Source organism: Aeromonas sp. Y318-1 (assembly GCF_027706125.1).
GTDB classification, from domain to species: Bacteria; Pseudomonadota; Gammaproteobacteria; order Enterobacterales; family Aeromonadaceae; genus Aeromonas; species Aeromonas hydrophila.
In genome coordinates this window covers 164,239-177,995 of record NZ_JAPDCM010000008.1, presented here as the reverse complement: position 1 = coordinate 177,995, position 13,757 = coordinate 164,239, and the positions used below count along the sequence as shown (strand labels likewise).

10 protein-coding genes are annotated in these 13,757 nt (G+C 60.9%); 6 read left to right on the top strand and 4 right to left on the bottom strand.

Annotated elements, in window-relative coordinates:
- Positions 1-471, bottom strand: a complete 471-nt coding sequence (locus OKB87_RS13695; RefSeq protein ID WP_024944772.1) for a retropepsin-like aspartic protease family protein — start codon at positions 469-471, stop codon at positions 1-3.
- A 147-nt stretch (positions 472-618) separates the two neighbouring features.
- On the opposite strand from OKB87_RS13695, the gene ampD reads away from it, so the two are divergent.
- The 6 genes from ampD to OKB87_RS13665 all read left to right on the top strand — a co-directional run bounded on the left by ampD (position 619) and on the right by OKB87_RS13665 (position 9,633).
- Complete coding sequence (gene ampD, locus OKB87_RS13690) at positions 619-1,191, top strand: 1,6-anhydro-N-acetylmuramyl-L-alanine amidase AmpD (protein ID WP_270827751.1); 573 nt, start codon at positions 619-621, stop codon at positions 1,189-1,191.
- A 275-nt stretch (positions 1,192-1,466) separates the two neighbouring features.
- Positions 1,467-2,231 (top strand): pyruvate dehydrogenase complex transcriptional repressor PdhR, encoded by a 765-nt coding sequence (pdhR, locus tag OKB87_RS13685; protein ID WP_011707564.1) that lies wholly within the window; start codon positions 1,467-1,469, stop codon positions 2,229-2,231.
- A 79-nt stretch (positions 2,232-2,310) separates the two neighbouring features.
- On the top strand, positions 2,311-4,971 hold the full coding sequence (gene aceE / locus OKB87_RS13680) for a pyruvate dehydrogenase (acetyl-transferring), homodimeric type (RefSeq protein ID WP_011707563.1): 2,661 nt from the start codon (positions 2,311-2,313) through the stop codon (positions 4,969-4,971).
- Between the two features lie 113 nt (positions 4,972-5,084).
- Positions 5,085-6,977, top strand: coding sequence for a pyruvate dehydrogenase complex dihydrolipoyllysine-residue acetyltransferase (aceF, locus tag OKB87_RS13675; RefSeq protein ID WP_270827750.1), 1,893 nt, complete (start codon positions 5,085-5,087; stop codon positions 6,975-6,977).
- Between the two features lie 149 nt (positions 6,978-7,126).
- Entirely contained in the window at positions 7,127-8,554 is a 1,428-nt protein-coding gene (lpdA, locus tag OKB87_RS13670) for a dihydrolipoyl dehydrogenase (protein ID WP_011707561.1), read from the top strand.
- A gap of 122 nt (positions 8,555-8,676) precedes the next feature.
- Positions 8,677-9,633 carry a GGDEF domain-containing protein gene (locus OKB87_RS13665; RefSeq protein WP_045525666.1) on the top strand — a complete coding sequence of 319 codons (957 nt, stop codon included), beginning with the start codon at positions 8,677-8,679 and terminating at the stop codon, positions 9,631-9,633.
- On the opposite strand, the gene OKB87_RS13660 is transcribed toward OKB87_RS13665, so the two are convergent.
- The 3 genes from OKB87_RS13660 to OKB87_RS13650 all read right to left on the bottom strand — a co-directional run bounded on the left by OKB87_RS13660 (position 9,630) and on the right by OKB87_RS13650 (position 13,643).
- Entirely contained in the window at positions 9,630-9,812 is a 183-nt protein-coding gene (locus tag OKB87_RS13660) for a hypothetical protein (RefSeq protein WP_011707560.1), read from the bottom strand. The genes OKB87_RS13665 and OKB87_RS13660 overlap by 4 nt on opposite strands.
- 144 nt (positions 9,813-9,956) lie before the next feature.
- Positions 9,957-11,603 (bottom strand): methyl-accepting chemotaxis protein, encoded by a 1,647-nt coding sequence (locus OKB87_RS13655; protein ID WP_270827749.1) that lies wholly within the window; start codon positions 11,601-11,603, stop codon positions 9,957-9,959.
- A 132-nt stretch (positions 11,604-11,735) separates the two neighbouring features.
- Positions 11,736-13,643 carry a methyl-accepting chemotaxis protein gene (locus OKB87_RS13650; protein WP_010635967.1) on the bottom strand — a complete coding sequence of 636 codons (1,908 nt, stop codon included), beginning with the start codon at positions 13,641-13,643 and terminating at the stop codon, positions 11,736-11,738.
- Positions 13,644-13,757: the final 114 nt, after the last annotated feature.

The window sequence follows — 13,757 nt, the reverse complement described above, 5'->3', positions numbered from 1 at the left end:
TTATTCCTGCAAAGGTCTGAGCAGCAACTGCCGCTCCTTTTGAACCAGCTCCAGCCGGCCGAGGGCGTTCATGCCTACCAGGACCTCGTCGCCAGCCGCTGCCGGATTGATGAAAATGGCCAGATCGTACAAGGTCAGTGGTCCCATCGCCAGCGTTTCGATGGTGCCGTTGCCGACCCGGATAAAGCCGGCTGCCGTATTCACCTGACTGCTGCCGCGGGCGGTCAGGCCAAGCCGCTCGGCAACCTGTTGTGGCACGGTAATGCGGGTCGCACCGGTATCGAGCAGCAGTTGCACCGGCTGACCGTTGATGGCACCCTCCAGACGATAGTGGCCGCTGGCATCGGCCTTGAGCAGCAGGTCGCCGCTGGCGGTCACCGACGGTTGTTCGCGGGCATGAAAATAGAGGGTCAGCAATCCCATCAGGGAGAGCCAGGCCAGCAACCAGAAGCGGCGTGCCATCGGGTGCATATCCTTTCCTGAGTCGAGCGGAAGATGGCCCAGCCTACCACAGTTGCCCGTTGTCATGAGGCGACTGCGATGAGCCTGAGAGGTGGATCGCCTTGTTGCCCGCCCAGTGTTGCCAGATGTGCCATCCCATTGCAGAGCGAGTAGACAATGACTCAGCCAAAAATAGTATTTTCCATTGATTCAGACGGTTGGTGTGAGCAAGCCCGCAAGGTGCCGTCACCGCACCACAACGAGCGGGCCACCCCGAGCGATATCTCCCTGCTGGTGGTGCATGGCATCAGCCTGCCGCCTGGCCAGTTTGGCGGCCCCTTCATCGATGATCTTTTCCTTGGGCGGCTCGATCCCGATGCTCACCCCTATTTTGCCGGTATCCATCAGCTGCGGGTCTCGGCGCACTGCTTAATCCGGCGCGACGGTGAGCTGGTGCAATATGTGCCGTTTGGTGACAGAGCCTGGCATGCGGGGGTATCGAGCTGGCAGGGACGCGAGGCATGCAACGACTTTTCCATCGGGATCGAGCTGGAAGGGACCGATGAGCAGCCCTACACGGATGCACAATACGAGGCACTGGTCGGGCTCAGCCGAACCTTATCCAACTATTATCCCGCCATTACGGCGGATCGCATCGTTGGCCACTGCGACATAGCGCCGGGGCGCAAGACGGATCCGGGTGACAGTTTCGAATGGCCGCGCTACCGTCAGGCACTCAACTTTAAGTAATTATTCTAAAAATAAGTTTGTGTTTTTAAAACAATGGCTTGCCTTTATGGCAGGCCATTTTTGCTGGCTGTTGATCAAATGTTGCCTGTGAGCGATGTCAAAAATATTGGTCTGACCAATTTCTATGAGCTAAATCATAAATCCCTCTCTTTACCTCTTAAGTGGCAAGGTTGATTCTTGATTCAGATCATCTTTTGGGTGGACTTTTCCCATGCCCTCTGCTAATTTTCGCCCCATTCATGAAATTGGTAATACCAATTTAACAAAGCAGCCTCATGCCCTATCTCAAGATTACTCAACCCAAGTTGGCCGACGCCATTGTCGCCGAGCTGGAACAGATGATTCTGGAAGGCAGTTTGCAGCCGGGCCAGAAGTTGCCGCCCGAGCGGGAACTGGCCATCCAGTTTCAGGTGTCGCGCCCCTCGCTGCGCGAAGCCATCCAGCGCCTCGAGGCAAGAGGACTCTTGTATCGTCGTCAGGGCGGCGGCACTTACGTACAAAACGCCTTGAGCAAAGGGATCGCCGATCCCCTGTTCGAGCTGCTCAGCACCCACCCGGAAGCCCAGTATGACCTGCTGGAGTTTCGCCACGCACTGGAAGGCATCTGCGCCTACTATGCTGCGTTACGGGGTACAGACGCCGATTTCGAGCGCATCCGTCAGGTGCAGTCCGCCATCGAGGAGGCCGGCCAGCAAGGCTCGCTGGTCAGCGAATCCGCTGCTGTCACCCAGTTCTATCTGGCGGTGGCCGAGGCGTCCCACAACGTGGTGCTGCTGCATCTGCTGCGGGCCATGGGCCCCATGCTTGAGCAGAACATTTTACGCAATAACGAAATTCTGAATCGCCGTCCGGGAGTGGTCGCCAAGATCCGTCGCCATCGCGCGCATCTGATCGAGGCTATCCTGTCGGGGGCTCCGGAGCGGGCCAGGGCAGCTTGTCATGAGCACCTGGCCTTTATCGAGGACACCTTGTTGGATATGCAGAGGGAAGACAGCCGGATCCAGCGATCCATGCGTCGGATCCGTCAGCAGGAAAACTAATCCCACAAGGCTTTATTGTCGAATGCTTGCGCCCTTCGCCGTGCAATGCCGTGCAATCACAACAAAATAGGAACCAGCCATGTCTGATATCCTGAAGAACGATGTGGACCCGATAGAAACGCTGGAGTGGCTTGCCTCTCTGGAATCCCTGCTGCGTGAAGAGGGTCCCCAACGCGCTCAGTTCATCCTTGAACAGTTGGCCGAGAAAGCCCGCGCAAGCGGTGTGGACGTGGCTGCCAAGGCAAACCGCGATTACATCAACACCATCCCGTCCAGCGAAGAGCCGGACTACCCGGGCGACCTGGAGATGGAGCGCCGCATTCGCGCCATCATCCGCTGGAACGCCATGATGATCGTGCTGCGCGCCTCCAAGAAAGACCTGGACCTGGGTGGTCACATGTCTTCCTTCGCTTCTTCCGCGACCATCTACGAAGTCTGCTACAACCACTTCTTCCGCGCTCGCAGCGAGAAGGACGGTGGCGATCTGGTCTACTTCCAGGGTCACATCTCCCCGGGCATTTATGCTCGTGCCTTCGCTGAAGGTCGTCTGACCGAAGAGCAGCTGGACAACTTCCGTCAGGAAGTGGATGGCAAGGGTATCCCTTCCTACCCGCACCCGAAACTGATGCCGGACTTCTGGCAGTTCCCGACCGTCTCCATGGGTCTGGGCCCCATCGCCGCCATCTATCAGGCCCGCTTCCTGAAGTACCTGACCGACCGTGGCATCAAGGATTGCTCCGAGCAGACCGTTTACGCCTTCCTGGGTGACGGCGAGATGGACGAGCCGGAAGCCAAGGGCGCCCTGACCGTTGCCGTGCGTGAAAAGCTCGACAACCTGGTGTTTGTGGTCAACTGCAACCTGCAGCGTCTGGATGGTCCGGTTGTCGGCAACGGCAAGGTCATCAACGAGCTGGAAGGTCTGTTCTCCGGCGCTGGTTGGGACGTGACCAAGGTGATCTGGGGTCGCAAGTGGGATGAGCTGCTGAAGAAAGACACTTCCGGCAAGCTGATCCAGCTGATGAACGAGACCGTGGACGGTGACTACCAGACCATGAAGTCCCGTGATGGCGGCTACGTGCGCGAGCACTTCTTCAACCGTTACCCGGAAACCGCTGCGCTGGTCAAAGACATGACCGACGAGGAGATCTTCGCCCTGAACCGCGGTGGTCACGATCCTCGCAAACTGTTCGCCGCCTTCTCCAAGGCTGCGGCGACCAAGGGCAAGCCGACCGTGATCCTGGCCAAGACCATCAAGGGTTACGGCATGGGTGAAGCGGCCGAAGGCAAGAACATCGCTCACCAGGTCAAGAAGATGGATCTGGGCTCCGTGCGTCACCTGCGCGATCGTTTCAACCTGCCGGTCACCGACGAGCAGCTGGAAACCCTGCCGTACCTGAAGATCGAAGAGGGTACCGAAGAGCACAAGTACCTGCACGCCCGCCGTGCGGCGCTGAAGGGCTATGTACCGACCCGTCTGCGCGAGAGCACCACCAAGCTGGAAATCCCGGCGCTGGATGCTTTCGGTCCGCTGCTGGGTGAACAGGCGCGCGAAATCTCCACCACCATGGCGTTCGTGCGTTCCCTGAACGTGATGCTGAAAGACAAGTCCATCGGCAAGCGCATCGTCCCGATCCTGGCTGACGAAGCCCGTACCTTCGGTATGGAAGGTCTGTTCCGCCAGATCGGTATCTACAGCCCGCACGGTCAGCAGTACACCCCGCAAGACCGCGACATCGTCTCCTACTACAAGGAAGACAAGCAGGGTCAGGTTCTGCAAGACGGCATCAACGAGCTGGGCGCCATGTCCTCCTGGCTGGCTGCTGCGACCTCTTACAGCACCAACGATTGCCCGATGATCCCGTTCTACATCTACTACTCCATGTTCGGCTTCCAGCGGATCGGCGACATGGCGTGGGCAGCCGGTGACCAGCAAGCCCGTGGCTTCCTGCTGGGTGCGACCTCCGGTCGTACTACCCTGAACGGCGAAGGTCTGCAGCACGAAGATGGTCACAGCCACATCCTGGCCAACACCATCCCGAACTGCGTCTCCTACGACCCGTCCTACGCCTATGAAGTAGCGGTGATCGTACAGGACGGTCTGCGTCGCATGTACGGTGAGAAGCCGGAGAACGTCTTCTACTACATCACCACCCTGAACGAGAACTACGCCATGCCGGCCATGCCGGAAGGCGCCGAGGAAGGCATCCGCAAGGGTATCTACAAGCTGGAAACCGTGGCCGGCACCAAGGCCAAGGTACAGCTGCTGGGTTGTGGCTCCATCCTGGGTCACGTGCGCACCGCCGCCCAGATCCTGGCCAGCGAGTACGGCATCGGCTCCGATGTGTTCAGCGTCACCTCCTTCAACGAGCTGGCTCGTGACGGTCAGGACGCGGATCGCTGGAACATGCTGCACCCGAACGCCGATGCTCGCGTACCGTACATCGCTCAGGTACTGGGTTCTGAAGCCACCATCGCCGCGACCGACTACATGAAGTCCTTCGCCGATCAGGTGCGTGCCTTCGTACCGACCGAGAACTACCGCGTGCTGGGTACCGACGGTTACGGCCGTTCCGACAGCCGTGCCAACCTGCGTCGTCACTTCGAAGTGAACGAATTCTACGTGGTGGTTGCTGCCCTGACCGAACTGGCCAAGCGCGGCGAGGTAGACAAGCAGGTTGTGGCTGACGCCATCGCCAAGTACGGCATCGATGCCGACAAGGTCAACCCGCTGTACGCGTAAGAGGATCAAGCGTCGTGCCGGGACTCGCTGCCCGGCACGACCTTGCAAAGGTTAACGCGAGAGACGCGTGACAGCAGTCGGTCACGCGGATGCACGCAAGAGGATAAAGCACAATGTCCAAACAGATTATGGTGCCGGATATCGGCGCCGATGAAGTTGAAGTCACCGAGATCATGGTGGCCGTGGGTGACAAGGTCGAACTCGATCAGTCCATCATCGCGGTAGAAGGCGACAAGGCCTCCATGGAAGTACCGGCCCCGTCTGCCGGTATCGTCAAAGAGATCCTGATCAAGGTGGGTGACAAGGTTGCCACCGGTTCCCAGATCATGGTCTTCGAAGCCGAAGGTGCTGCCGCACCTGCGCCGGTTCAGGCCGCTGCACCGGTTGCCGCCGCACCGGCCGCCGCTCCTGCTGCTGCCGCTCGCAAAGACGTGCACGTGCCGGACATCGGTGACGACGAAGTGGACGTGACCGAGATCATGGTTGCCGTGGGCGACATGGTTGAAGCCGACCAGTCCATCATCGCCGTGGAAGGTGACAAGGCCTCCATGGAAGTGCCGGCACCGTTCGCGGGCCGTGTGGTCGAGATCAAGGTCGCCGCCGGTGCCAAGGTCTCTACCGGTTCCCTGGTGATGGTCTTTGAAGTGGCTGGCGCCGCCCCTGCCGTTGCTGCTGCACCGGCCCAGGCTGCCGCTCCCGTGGCTGCTGCCCCGGTTGCCGCCGCGGCCAAAGAGGTCAATGTACCGGATATCGGTGGCGACGAAGTCGAAGTCACCGAGATCATGGTCGCCGTGGGTGACAAGGTTGAAGCCGACCAGTCCCTGATCGCCGTGGAAGGTGACAAGGCCTCCATGGAAGTGCCTGCGCCGTTCGCCGGCGTGGTCAAAGAGATCAAGGTGAAGGCGGGTGACAAGGTCTCCACCGGTTCCCTGATCATGGTATTCGAAGTGGCTGGTGCTGCTCCAGCTGCCCCGGTTGCTCAGGCTGCCGCCCCGGTCGCTGCTGCCCCTGTCGCCGCTGCTCCAGCTCCGGTTGCCCAGGCTGCTGCTGCCTCCGACTTCGTTGCCAACGATGCCTACGTACACGCCTCTCCGGCTGTGCGCCGTCTGGCGCGTGAGTTCGGTGTCAACCTGGCCAAGGTGAAAGCCTCCGGTCGCAAGGGCCGCATCGTCAAAGAAGACGTGCAAGCCTATGTGAAGGATGCGGTCAAGCGCGCCGAGTCCGCTCCGGCTGCAGGTACCGGCACTGGCAACGGTAACGGCATGAGTGTGCTGGCGTGGCCGAAGGTCGATTTCAGCAAGTTCGGTGATGTGGAAGAGGTCGATCTGACCCGCATCCAGAAGATCTCCGGTCCGAACCTGCACCGCAACTGGGTCATGATCCCCCATGTCACCCAGTTCGACGAAGCCGATACCACCGAGCTGGAAGCGTTCCGCAAAGAGCAGAACGCGATGCTCGAGAAGCAGAAGGCAGACGTGAAGATCACCCCGCTGGTGTTCATCCTGAAAGCTGCCGCCAAGGCGCTGGAAGCTCACCCGCGCTTCTGCAGCTCCCTGTCCGAAGATGGCAGCAAGCTGATCATGAAGAAGTACATCCATATCGGTGTGGCGGTGGATACCCCCAACGGTCTGGTTGTGCCTGTGGTGCGTGACGTCAACAAGAAGGGCATCATGGAGTTGTCTCGCGATCTGGCCGAGATCTCCAAGAAGGCCCGTGCCGGCAAGCTGACCGCTGCCGACATGCAGGGCGGTTGCTTCACCATCTCCAGCCTGGGTGGCATCGGCGGTACCAGCTTTACCCCGATCGTCAACGCGCCGGAAGTGGCCATCCTCGGTGTCTCCAAGTCCGAGATGAAGCCGAAGTGGAACGGCAAAGAGTTCGCGCCGCGCCTGATGCTGCCGCTGGCCCTGAGCTACGACCACCGCGTCATCGATGGTGCCGATGGAGCTCGCTTCATCACCACCATGAACGGCGTGCTGTCCGACATTCGTCGACTGGTCCTGTAAGTGAGAGGGCGGGCCCAGAGCCTGCCCTTTTTACTTCTCATTTCGTTAACAGGATTGTAAACTTGCCCCGTTTTTTTCACGGCTGCAGCCGCCTCGTTCTGGTTTAAGACTGCGCTGTCCGGGGATATAAGAACGACAAAGAGGTCATGATGAGTAAAGAAATCAAAACCCAGGTCGTAGTACTGGGTGCTGGCCCTGCCGGTTATTCCGCTGCCTTCCGTGCGGCTGACTTGGGTCTGGATACCATTATCGTCGAGCGTTACTCCACCCTGGGTGGCGTCTGCCTGAACGTGGGTTGCATCCCGTCCAAGGCGCTGCTGCACGTCGCCAAAGTCATTGAAGAAGCCAAGGCGCTGGCCGAGCACGGCATCGTCTTCGGTGCCCCGCAGACCGACATCGACAAGATCCGTCTGTGGAAAGAGAAAGTCATCAACCAGCTGACCGGCGGTCTGGCTGGCATGGCCAAGATGCGTAAAGTACAGGTTGTTAACGGCTTCGGTAAATTTACCGGCCCGAACACGCTCGAAGTGACCGGGGAAGACGGCAAGACCACCGTTACCTTCGACAACGCCATCATCGCTGCCGGTTCCCGTCCGGTGAAGCTGCCGTTCATCCCGCACGATGATCCGCGCGTATGGGACTCTACCGATGCGCTGGAGCTGACTACCGTTCCTGGCAAGTTGCTGGTTATCGGTGGCGGCATCATCGGCCTGGAGATGGGTACCGTGTACTCCTCCCTGGGTTCCGAGATCGACGTGGTGGAATTTGCCGACCAGCTGGTACCGGCTGCCGACAAAGACATCGTCAAGATCTACACCAAGCGCGTGGCCAAGAAATTCAACATCATGCTGGAGACCAAGGTCACCGCAGTTGAAGCCCGTGAAGACGGCCTGTACGTCTCCTACGAAGGCAAGCACGCCCCGGCCGAGCCGGTGCGTTACGACAACGTGCTGGTTGCCGTAGGTCGTGTGCCGAACGGCAAGATGCTGGATGCCGAGAAGGCCGGCGTTGCCGTGACCGAGCGCGGTTTCATCGAGGTGGACAAGCAACTGCGTACCAACGTGGCGCACATCCACGCCATCGGTGACATCGTGGGTCAGCCGATGCTGGCGCACAAAGGTGTTCACGAAGGTCACGTTGCCGCCGAAGTCATCGCCGGCAAGAAGCACTACTTCGACCCGAAAGTGATCCCGTCCATCGCCTACACCGAGCCAGAGATGGCCTGGGTTGGTCTGACCGAGAAGGAAGCCAAGCAACAAGGGCTGAACTTCGAAGTGGCCACCTTCCCGTGGGCGGCTTCCGGTCGCGCCATCGCGTCCGACTGCTCCGACGGCATGACCAAGCTGATCTTCGACAAGGAGAGCGGCCGCGTCATCGGTGGTGCCATCGTGGGTACCAACGGTGGTGAACTGCTGGGTGAAATCGGTCTGGCCATCGAGATGGGTGCCGACGCCGAAGACATCGCGCTGACCATCCACGCTCACCCGACTCTGCACGAGTCCGTGGGCCTGGCAGCCGAAGTGTTCGAAGGCTCCATCACCGATCTGCCGAACGCCAAGGCCAAGAAGAAGAAGTAATTCACTTCTGCCTGTAAAAAAGCCGCTCAATCGAGCGGCTTTTTTGTTTTTGTATATAGCTGAGATTTGTTCGGAGCTGGTTGCTATGCTAGTGACTTCTATGTCACTTGCTGGAGTCAACCATGCAAACACCGGCTATCCCTGACAATGAAAGATTGCGCCTCGACGCATTGCGCCGGATCTCCATTCTCGACAGCTCCGCCGAAGAGCGTTTCGATCGGATTACCAGGATGGCGCGCAGCATGTTTGATGTGCCCATCTCGTTGGTGTCGCTGGTGGATGAAAACCGGCAGTGGTTCAAGTCCTGTTGTGGTTTGCCGGTGCAGGAGACACCGCGCGACGTCTCTTTCTGCGGGCATGCCATTCTCGGTGATGGTCTGTTCGTGGTGGAGGATACCAGGCAGGATCTGCGCTTTGCCGATAATCCGCTGGTATCCGGTGAACCCCATATCCGCTTCTATGCCGGCTGCCCGTTACAGATTGGCGAAGGTTACAAGCTGGGCACTCTGTGCATCATTGACCGCAAGCCGCGACTGCTGGATTCGCGCCAACAGGGCTTGCTGACGGATCTGGCCGGCATGGTGGAGCGCGAGCTGGCCGCGATCCAGCTGGCTACGCTTGATGACCTTACCGGTATCACCAATCGGCGCGGCTTCATGCTGCTGGCGCAAAAATGTCTGCAACTGGCTCACCGGCAGGAGCGGGAGGCTACCCTGCTGTTCATCGATCTCAACCGTTTCAAGGAGATCAACGACCAGCTTGGGCACGATGTGGGTGACGATGCCTTGCAACAGATGGCCGGTCTGATGTGCCGGGTTTTTCGGGAGGCGGATATTTTTGCCCGGCTGGGGGGCGATGAATTTGCGGTGCTGCTGCTGGGTTCAGGGCCTCTTGAGATAACAAGGGTATTGGCCCGTTTTGCCGAGGCTCTGGCTGTCTTTAATCAGGAGAGCGGCAAACCCTATCAGCTGGCCTGCTCGATCGGTGTCGGACACTATGACGGACGCTCGCCACCAGCGCTGGAACAACTGCTGCAGCAGGCGGACCAGAAGATGTATGACTGTAAAAAAGGGCGCTAGCAGCGCCCTTTCTTGGCTTGTCCCGGCGGACAGAAGGTACCGTAACCCCCTCGATCCCCGTCGCTGACCCGGATCCGGGTATCGTCCACGCTCACGTCGGCACCGTGTACCCGCACCGGCCCGCTGCTGCAGGCGCTGAGCAGACCGCTCAGCAAGATCATCACTACCAGCTTGCCCATAACTCCTCCTCTCATTTTCCTGATTATGGGGCATTTTCAGAAGCCGGTGGAGGCGGCGCAAAAGCGCCTGCGTCACGGCTTGCCGTGGTTGCGACAGAGGGCGCCGCAGCGCCCTCTGTCGGGTGATGAAGTGGGAGTCAAAAGTTACAGCCGGAAGTTGCCGACCAGCTTGTCCAGCTCACCGGAGAGGTGCTGCAGGCTGCGGCTCGACTCGGTCAGCTGGTGGGCGATGTCGGCGGTCTCCATGGTGAGCTGGTTGATGTCTTCCACGTTGCGGTTGATCTCGCCCACCACGCTGGACTGCTCCTCGGTGGCGGTGGCGACCTGGATGTTCATGTCGCTGATCTGGGTAATGTGGGCGGTGATCTGGCCGAGTGCGCCGTTGGCCGCATCGGCCTGGGTAACCACTTCCAGGCTCTGGTTGCGGCCCTGGGTCATGGCGTTGACCGCGCGGGCGCTCTGCTCCTGCAGCCGGTTGATCATGCCCTGGATCTCGGCGGTGGAGGCGGCGGAGCGACTGGCGAGGTTGCGCACCTCGTCGGCCACCACTGCGAAGCCGCGGCCCTGCTCGCCGGCACGGGCGGCCTCGATGGCGGCGTTGAGCGCCAGCAGGTTGGTCTGCTCCGAGATGCTGCGAATGGTGTCGAGGATGCTGCCGATGGAGTCGGTCTGGGTCGCCAGCGACTCGATCACCCCGGCGACCTGCGCAATCTCGTCGGAGAGACCGACGATGCCGTGGCGCGCCTGGGCGACCACGCCGGCCCCCGCATCCGCCTGCTCATTGGCCTGTCTCGCCACCTCTGCGGCGAGGGAGGCATTGCCGGCGATTTCGCTTACAGTGGCCCCCATCTCATGGATGGCGGTGGCCACCTGCACGGTGCGATCCCGCTGGGCGGTGCAGTTGTGCTGGGTGAGCTGGGCCTTGGCGGCCACCTCGTCGGCGGTGGCGGCCAGTTGATGGGAGTTGCGGGCTACCTGCTCGATGGCGCTGTGGATCTTGCTGACGAAGTGATTGAAGCTCACCGTGATCTCCGCCAGCTCGTCATTGCCCTTCAGCTGGGCACGGGAATCCAGCGCCAGGTGTTCGGCGGCATAGCCAATGTACTGCTGCAGGAAGCTGACGCGATTGCGCAGGCCACGCAGTACCAGAAAGGAGACCAGCAGGCAGATGACGAGTGCGCCTCCTATGATGGCGAGCATCTGGCTTTCGCCCCGTGCGAAGCTCTGCTGACTGATGGCGTGACGCTGCTGGGCCAGCTTCATCAGTTCGTCGAGCTGGGTATTGGCACTCTTGCGCATGGTGCCGTAGGTCACCGCGTAGCGCTCCTTGTAGATGCGCCGTGCACTCTCCATGTCACCCTGTTCCATGGCGGCCAGCATGGGCTGCAACTCACTCTTTTCCATCGCTTCGAATTGTTCGAACAGCTGCTGGGCATTTTGCCGCGCGGCAGGATCGACCTGGGCGTTGACCGCCAGCTGCATGGCCTGGCGCATCTCGGGGATGTCCTCTTCCCGTGTCTCCTTGACCCGGGTCAACACCCCTTTTTCATCCTTGAGCGAGGTTTCTTGTAACAGCATCATGTCGAGCCCCACCCGCATACGGGGGATGCGCGACACTACCTCTGCCATGGCCCGCATCGGGGTGGCGGTGTTCTCGTAGAGCTCGGTGGCCTGTCGTTCGATAGCGCCCATGCTGCGAAGGCTGGCGGCGCCCACCAGCAGCAGCGCCAGACAGGGCACGGCGACAGCCAGTATCAACTGGCTCTTGATTGTCAGTTTACCCTCTAGCATGGGCTCTCCTCGCTGATCATGACGATGTGAATTATCACAGTATAAATCGACGGATCTGGCGCCAACTTGAGCCTTTGTTAACAAACGGCCAACAAAAAGGGGCGCCATGCGCCCCTTGTGATGTCAAAAGCCTCAAAGTCGGAAGTTGCCGACCAGCTTGTCCAGCTCGCCGGAGAGGTGCTGCAGGCTGCGGCTCGACTCGGTCAGCTGGTGGGCGATGTCGGCGGTCTCCATGGTGAGCTGGTTGATGTCCTCTACGTTGCGATTGATCTCGCCCACCACGCTGGACTGCTCCTCGGTGGCGGTGGCAACCTGGATGTTCATGTCGCTGATCTGGGTGATGTGGGCGGTGATCTGGCCGAGAGCGCCGTTGGCGGCATCGGCCTGGGTGACCACTTCCAGGCTCTGGTTGCGGCCCTGGGCCATGGCGCTGACGGCGCGGGCGCTCTGCTCCTGCAGCCGGTTGATCATGCCCTGGATCTCGGCGGTGGAGGCGGCGGAGCGGCTGGCGAGGTTGCGCACCTCGTCGGCCACCACCGCGAAGCCGCGGCCCTGCTCGCCGGCACGGGCCGCCTCGATGGCGGCGTTGAGCGCCAGCAGGTTGGTCTGCTCCGAGATGCTGCGAATGGTGTCGAGGATGCTGCCGATGGAGTCGGTCTGGCTGGCCAGCGACTCGATGACCCCGGCCACCCCTTCAATCTCGCCGGAGAGGCCGACGATGCCGTGGCGGGCCTGGGCTACAACCACGGCGCCGGCGTCGGCCTGCTCGTTGGCCTGCTTGGCCACGTCAGCCGCCAGCGAGGCATTGCCGGCGATTTCACTCACGGTGGCCCCCATCTCGTGGATGGCGGTGGCTACCTGCACGGTGCGATCCCGCTGGGCGGTGCAGTTGTGCTGGGTGAGCTGGGCCTTGGCGGCCACCTCGTTGGCGGTGGCGGCGAGCTGGCGGGAGTTGTCGGCCACCTGCTCGATGGAGCCGTGGATCTTGGCGACGAAGTTGTTGAAGCCGGTGGCCACCTGGGCCAGTTCATCCCGCCCTTCCACCTTGAGGCGCTGGGTCAGGTCGCCGTCACCGCTGCCGAGTTCGCGGAACAGGCGGGCCAGCTGGTTGAGCGGGCGGCTCACCGAGCCGGCCAGCAGCATGCCGAGCAGGCCCATGCCGGCGGCGATGGCCAGGCTCACCAGCAGGATGTGCAGGCGGGCCCGATCCAGTTCGGCATAGATCTCCGCTTCCGGTACCTGGGCCACCAGGTACCAGTCGAGCAGGGGGATGTAGCTGCTGGCCAGCACCACCGGCTGACCATCCACCTCGGCGTGGGTGGCGGCAAAGGGCTGCTTGGCCAGCAGGTTGCCGCTGTCGCTTGCCAGCTGGGTCAGGCTGTCCCGGTCGATGCGGCTGGCGTCGGGGTGCAGCTTCACCTTGCCGCTGCCATCGGTCATGAAGACGAAGCCGCTGTCACCGATGCGGAAGTTGGCGAGCATGCTGACCATGCTGTCGAGGGACTTGGCGAGACCGGCGAGGCCGCGGCCATTGAGTTGCTGGAAGTTGACGAACAGCTTCACCTCGCCGTTGCTCTCGCGAAAGATGCTGAGCATCAGGTCTTGCTGGCTCTTGGTGTAGCCGTAGAACCAGGCGTCCTGCTCCGGGGTGAGGTTGCGCAGGAAGCCATCCTGGTTGTAGTAGGCTGCGCTCTGGCGATCGGCGAAGGAGGCGGTAACCAGACCATACTGGCTCGTCATGTCCTTGAGCTGGTTGATGAGGATGGACTCCTGCTCCTTGGGCATGCCGCGCTCGACCCAGTCCAGCACGAAGCGATCGTTGGCCAGTTGCCTGGCGGCACCGGCGACCGAGGTGAGATCCTTCTCGATCTCCTTGCCGATGCGCTGGGTCAGGTTGGGCAGCTCCTGCTCGAACATGCGGGTTTCGATCAGTTGCTGGGCCGAGCGCTGGCTGAAGTAGCCTACCAGCAGGCAGGAGAGCACCACGGCGAGGGTGACCGTGGCCAGGATTTTCTGTTTGAGTGTCAGGCTTGCAAGCATAAGAGTGACTCGGATGGATGAACGCGGGATTGAGCACATATTAGCGGCAGCCCGGCGCCACCCTTGATAGGCCGGCCCACTTTATTGATGGATTACGTTTGCGCTCACATCGCT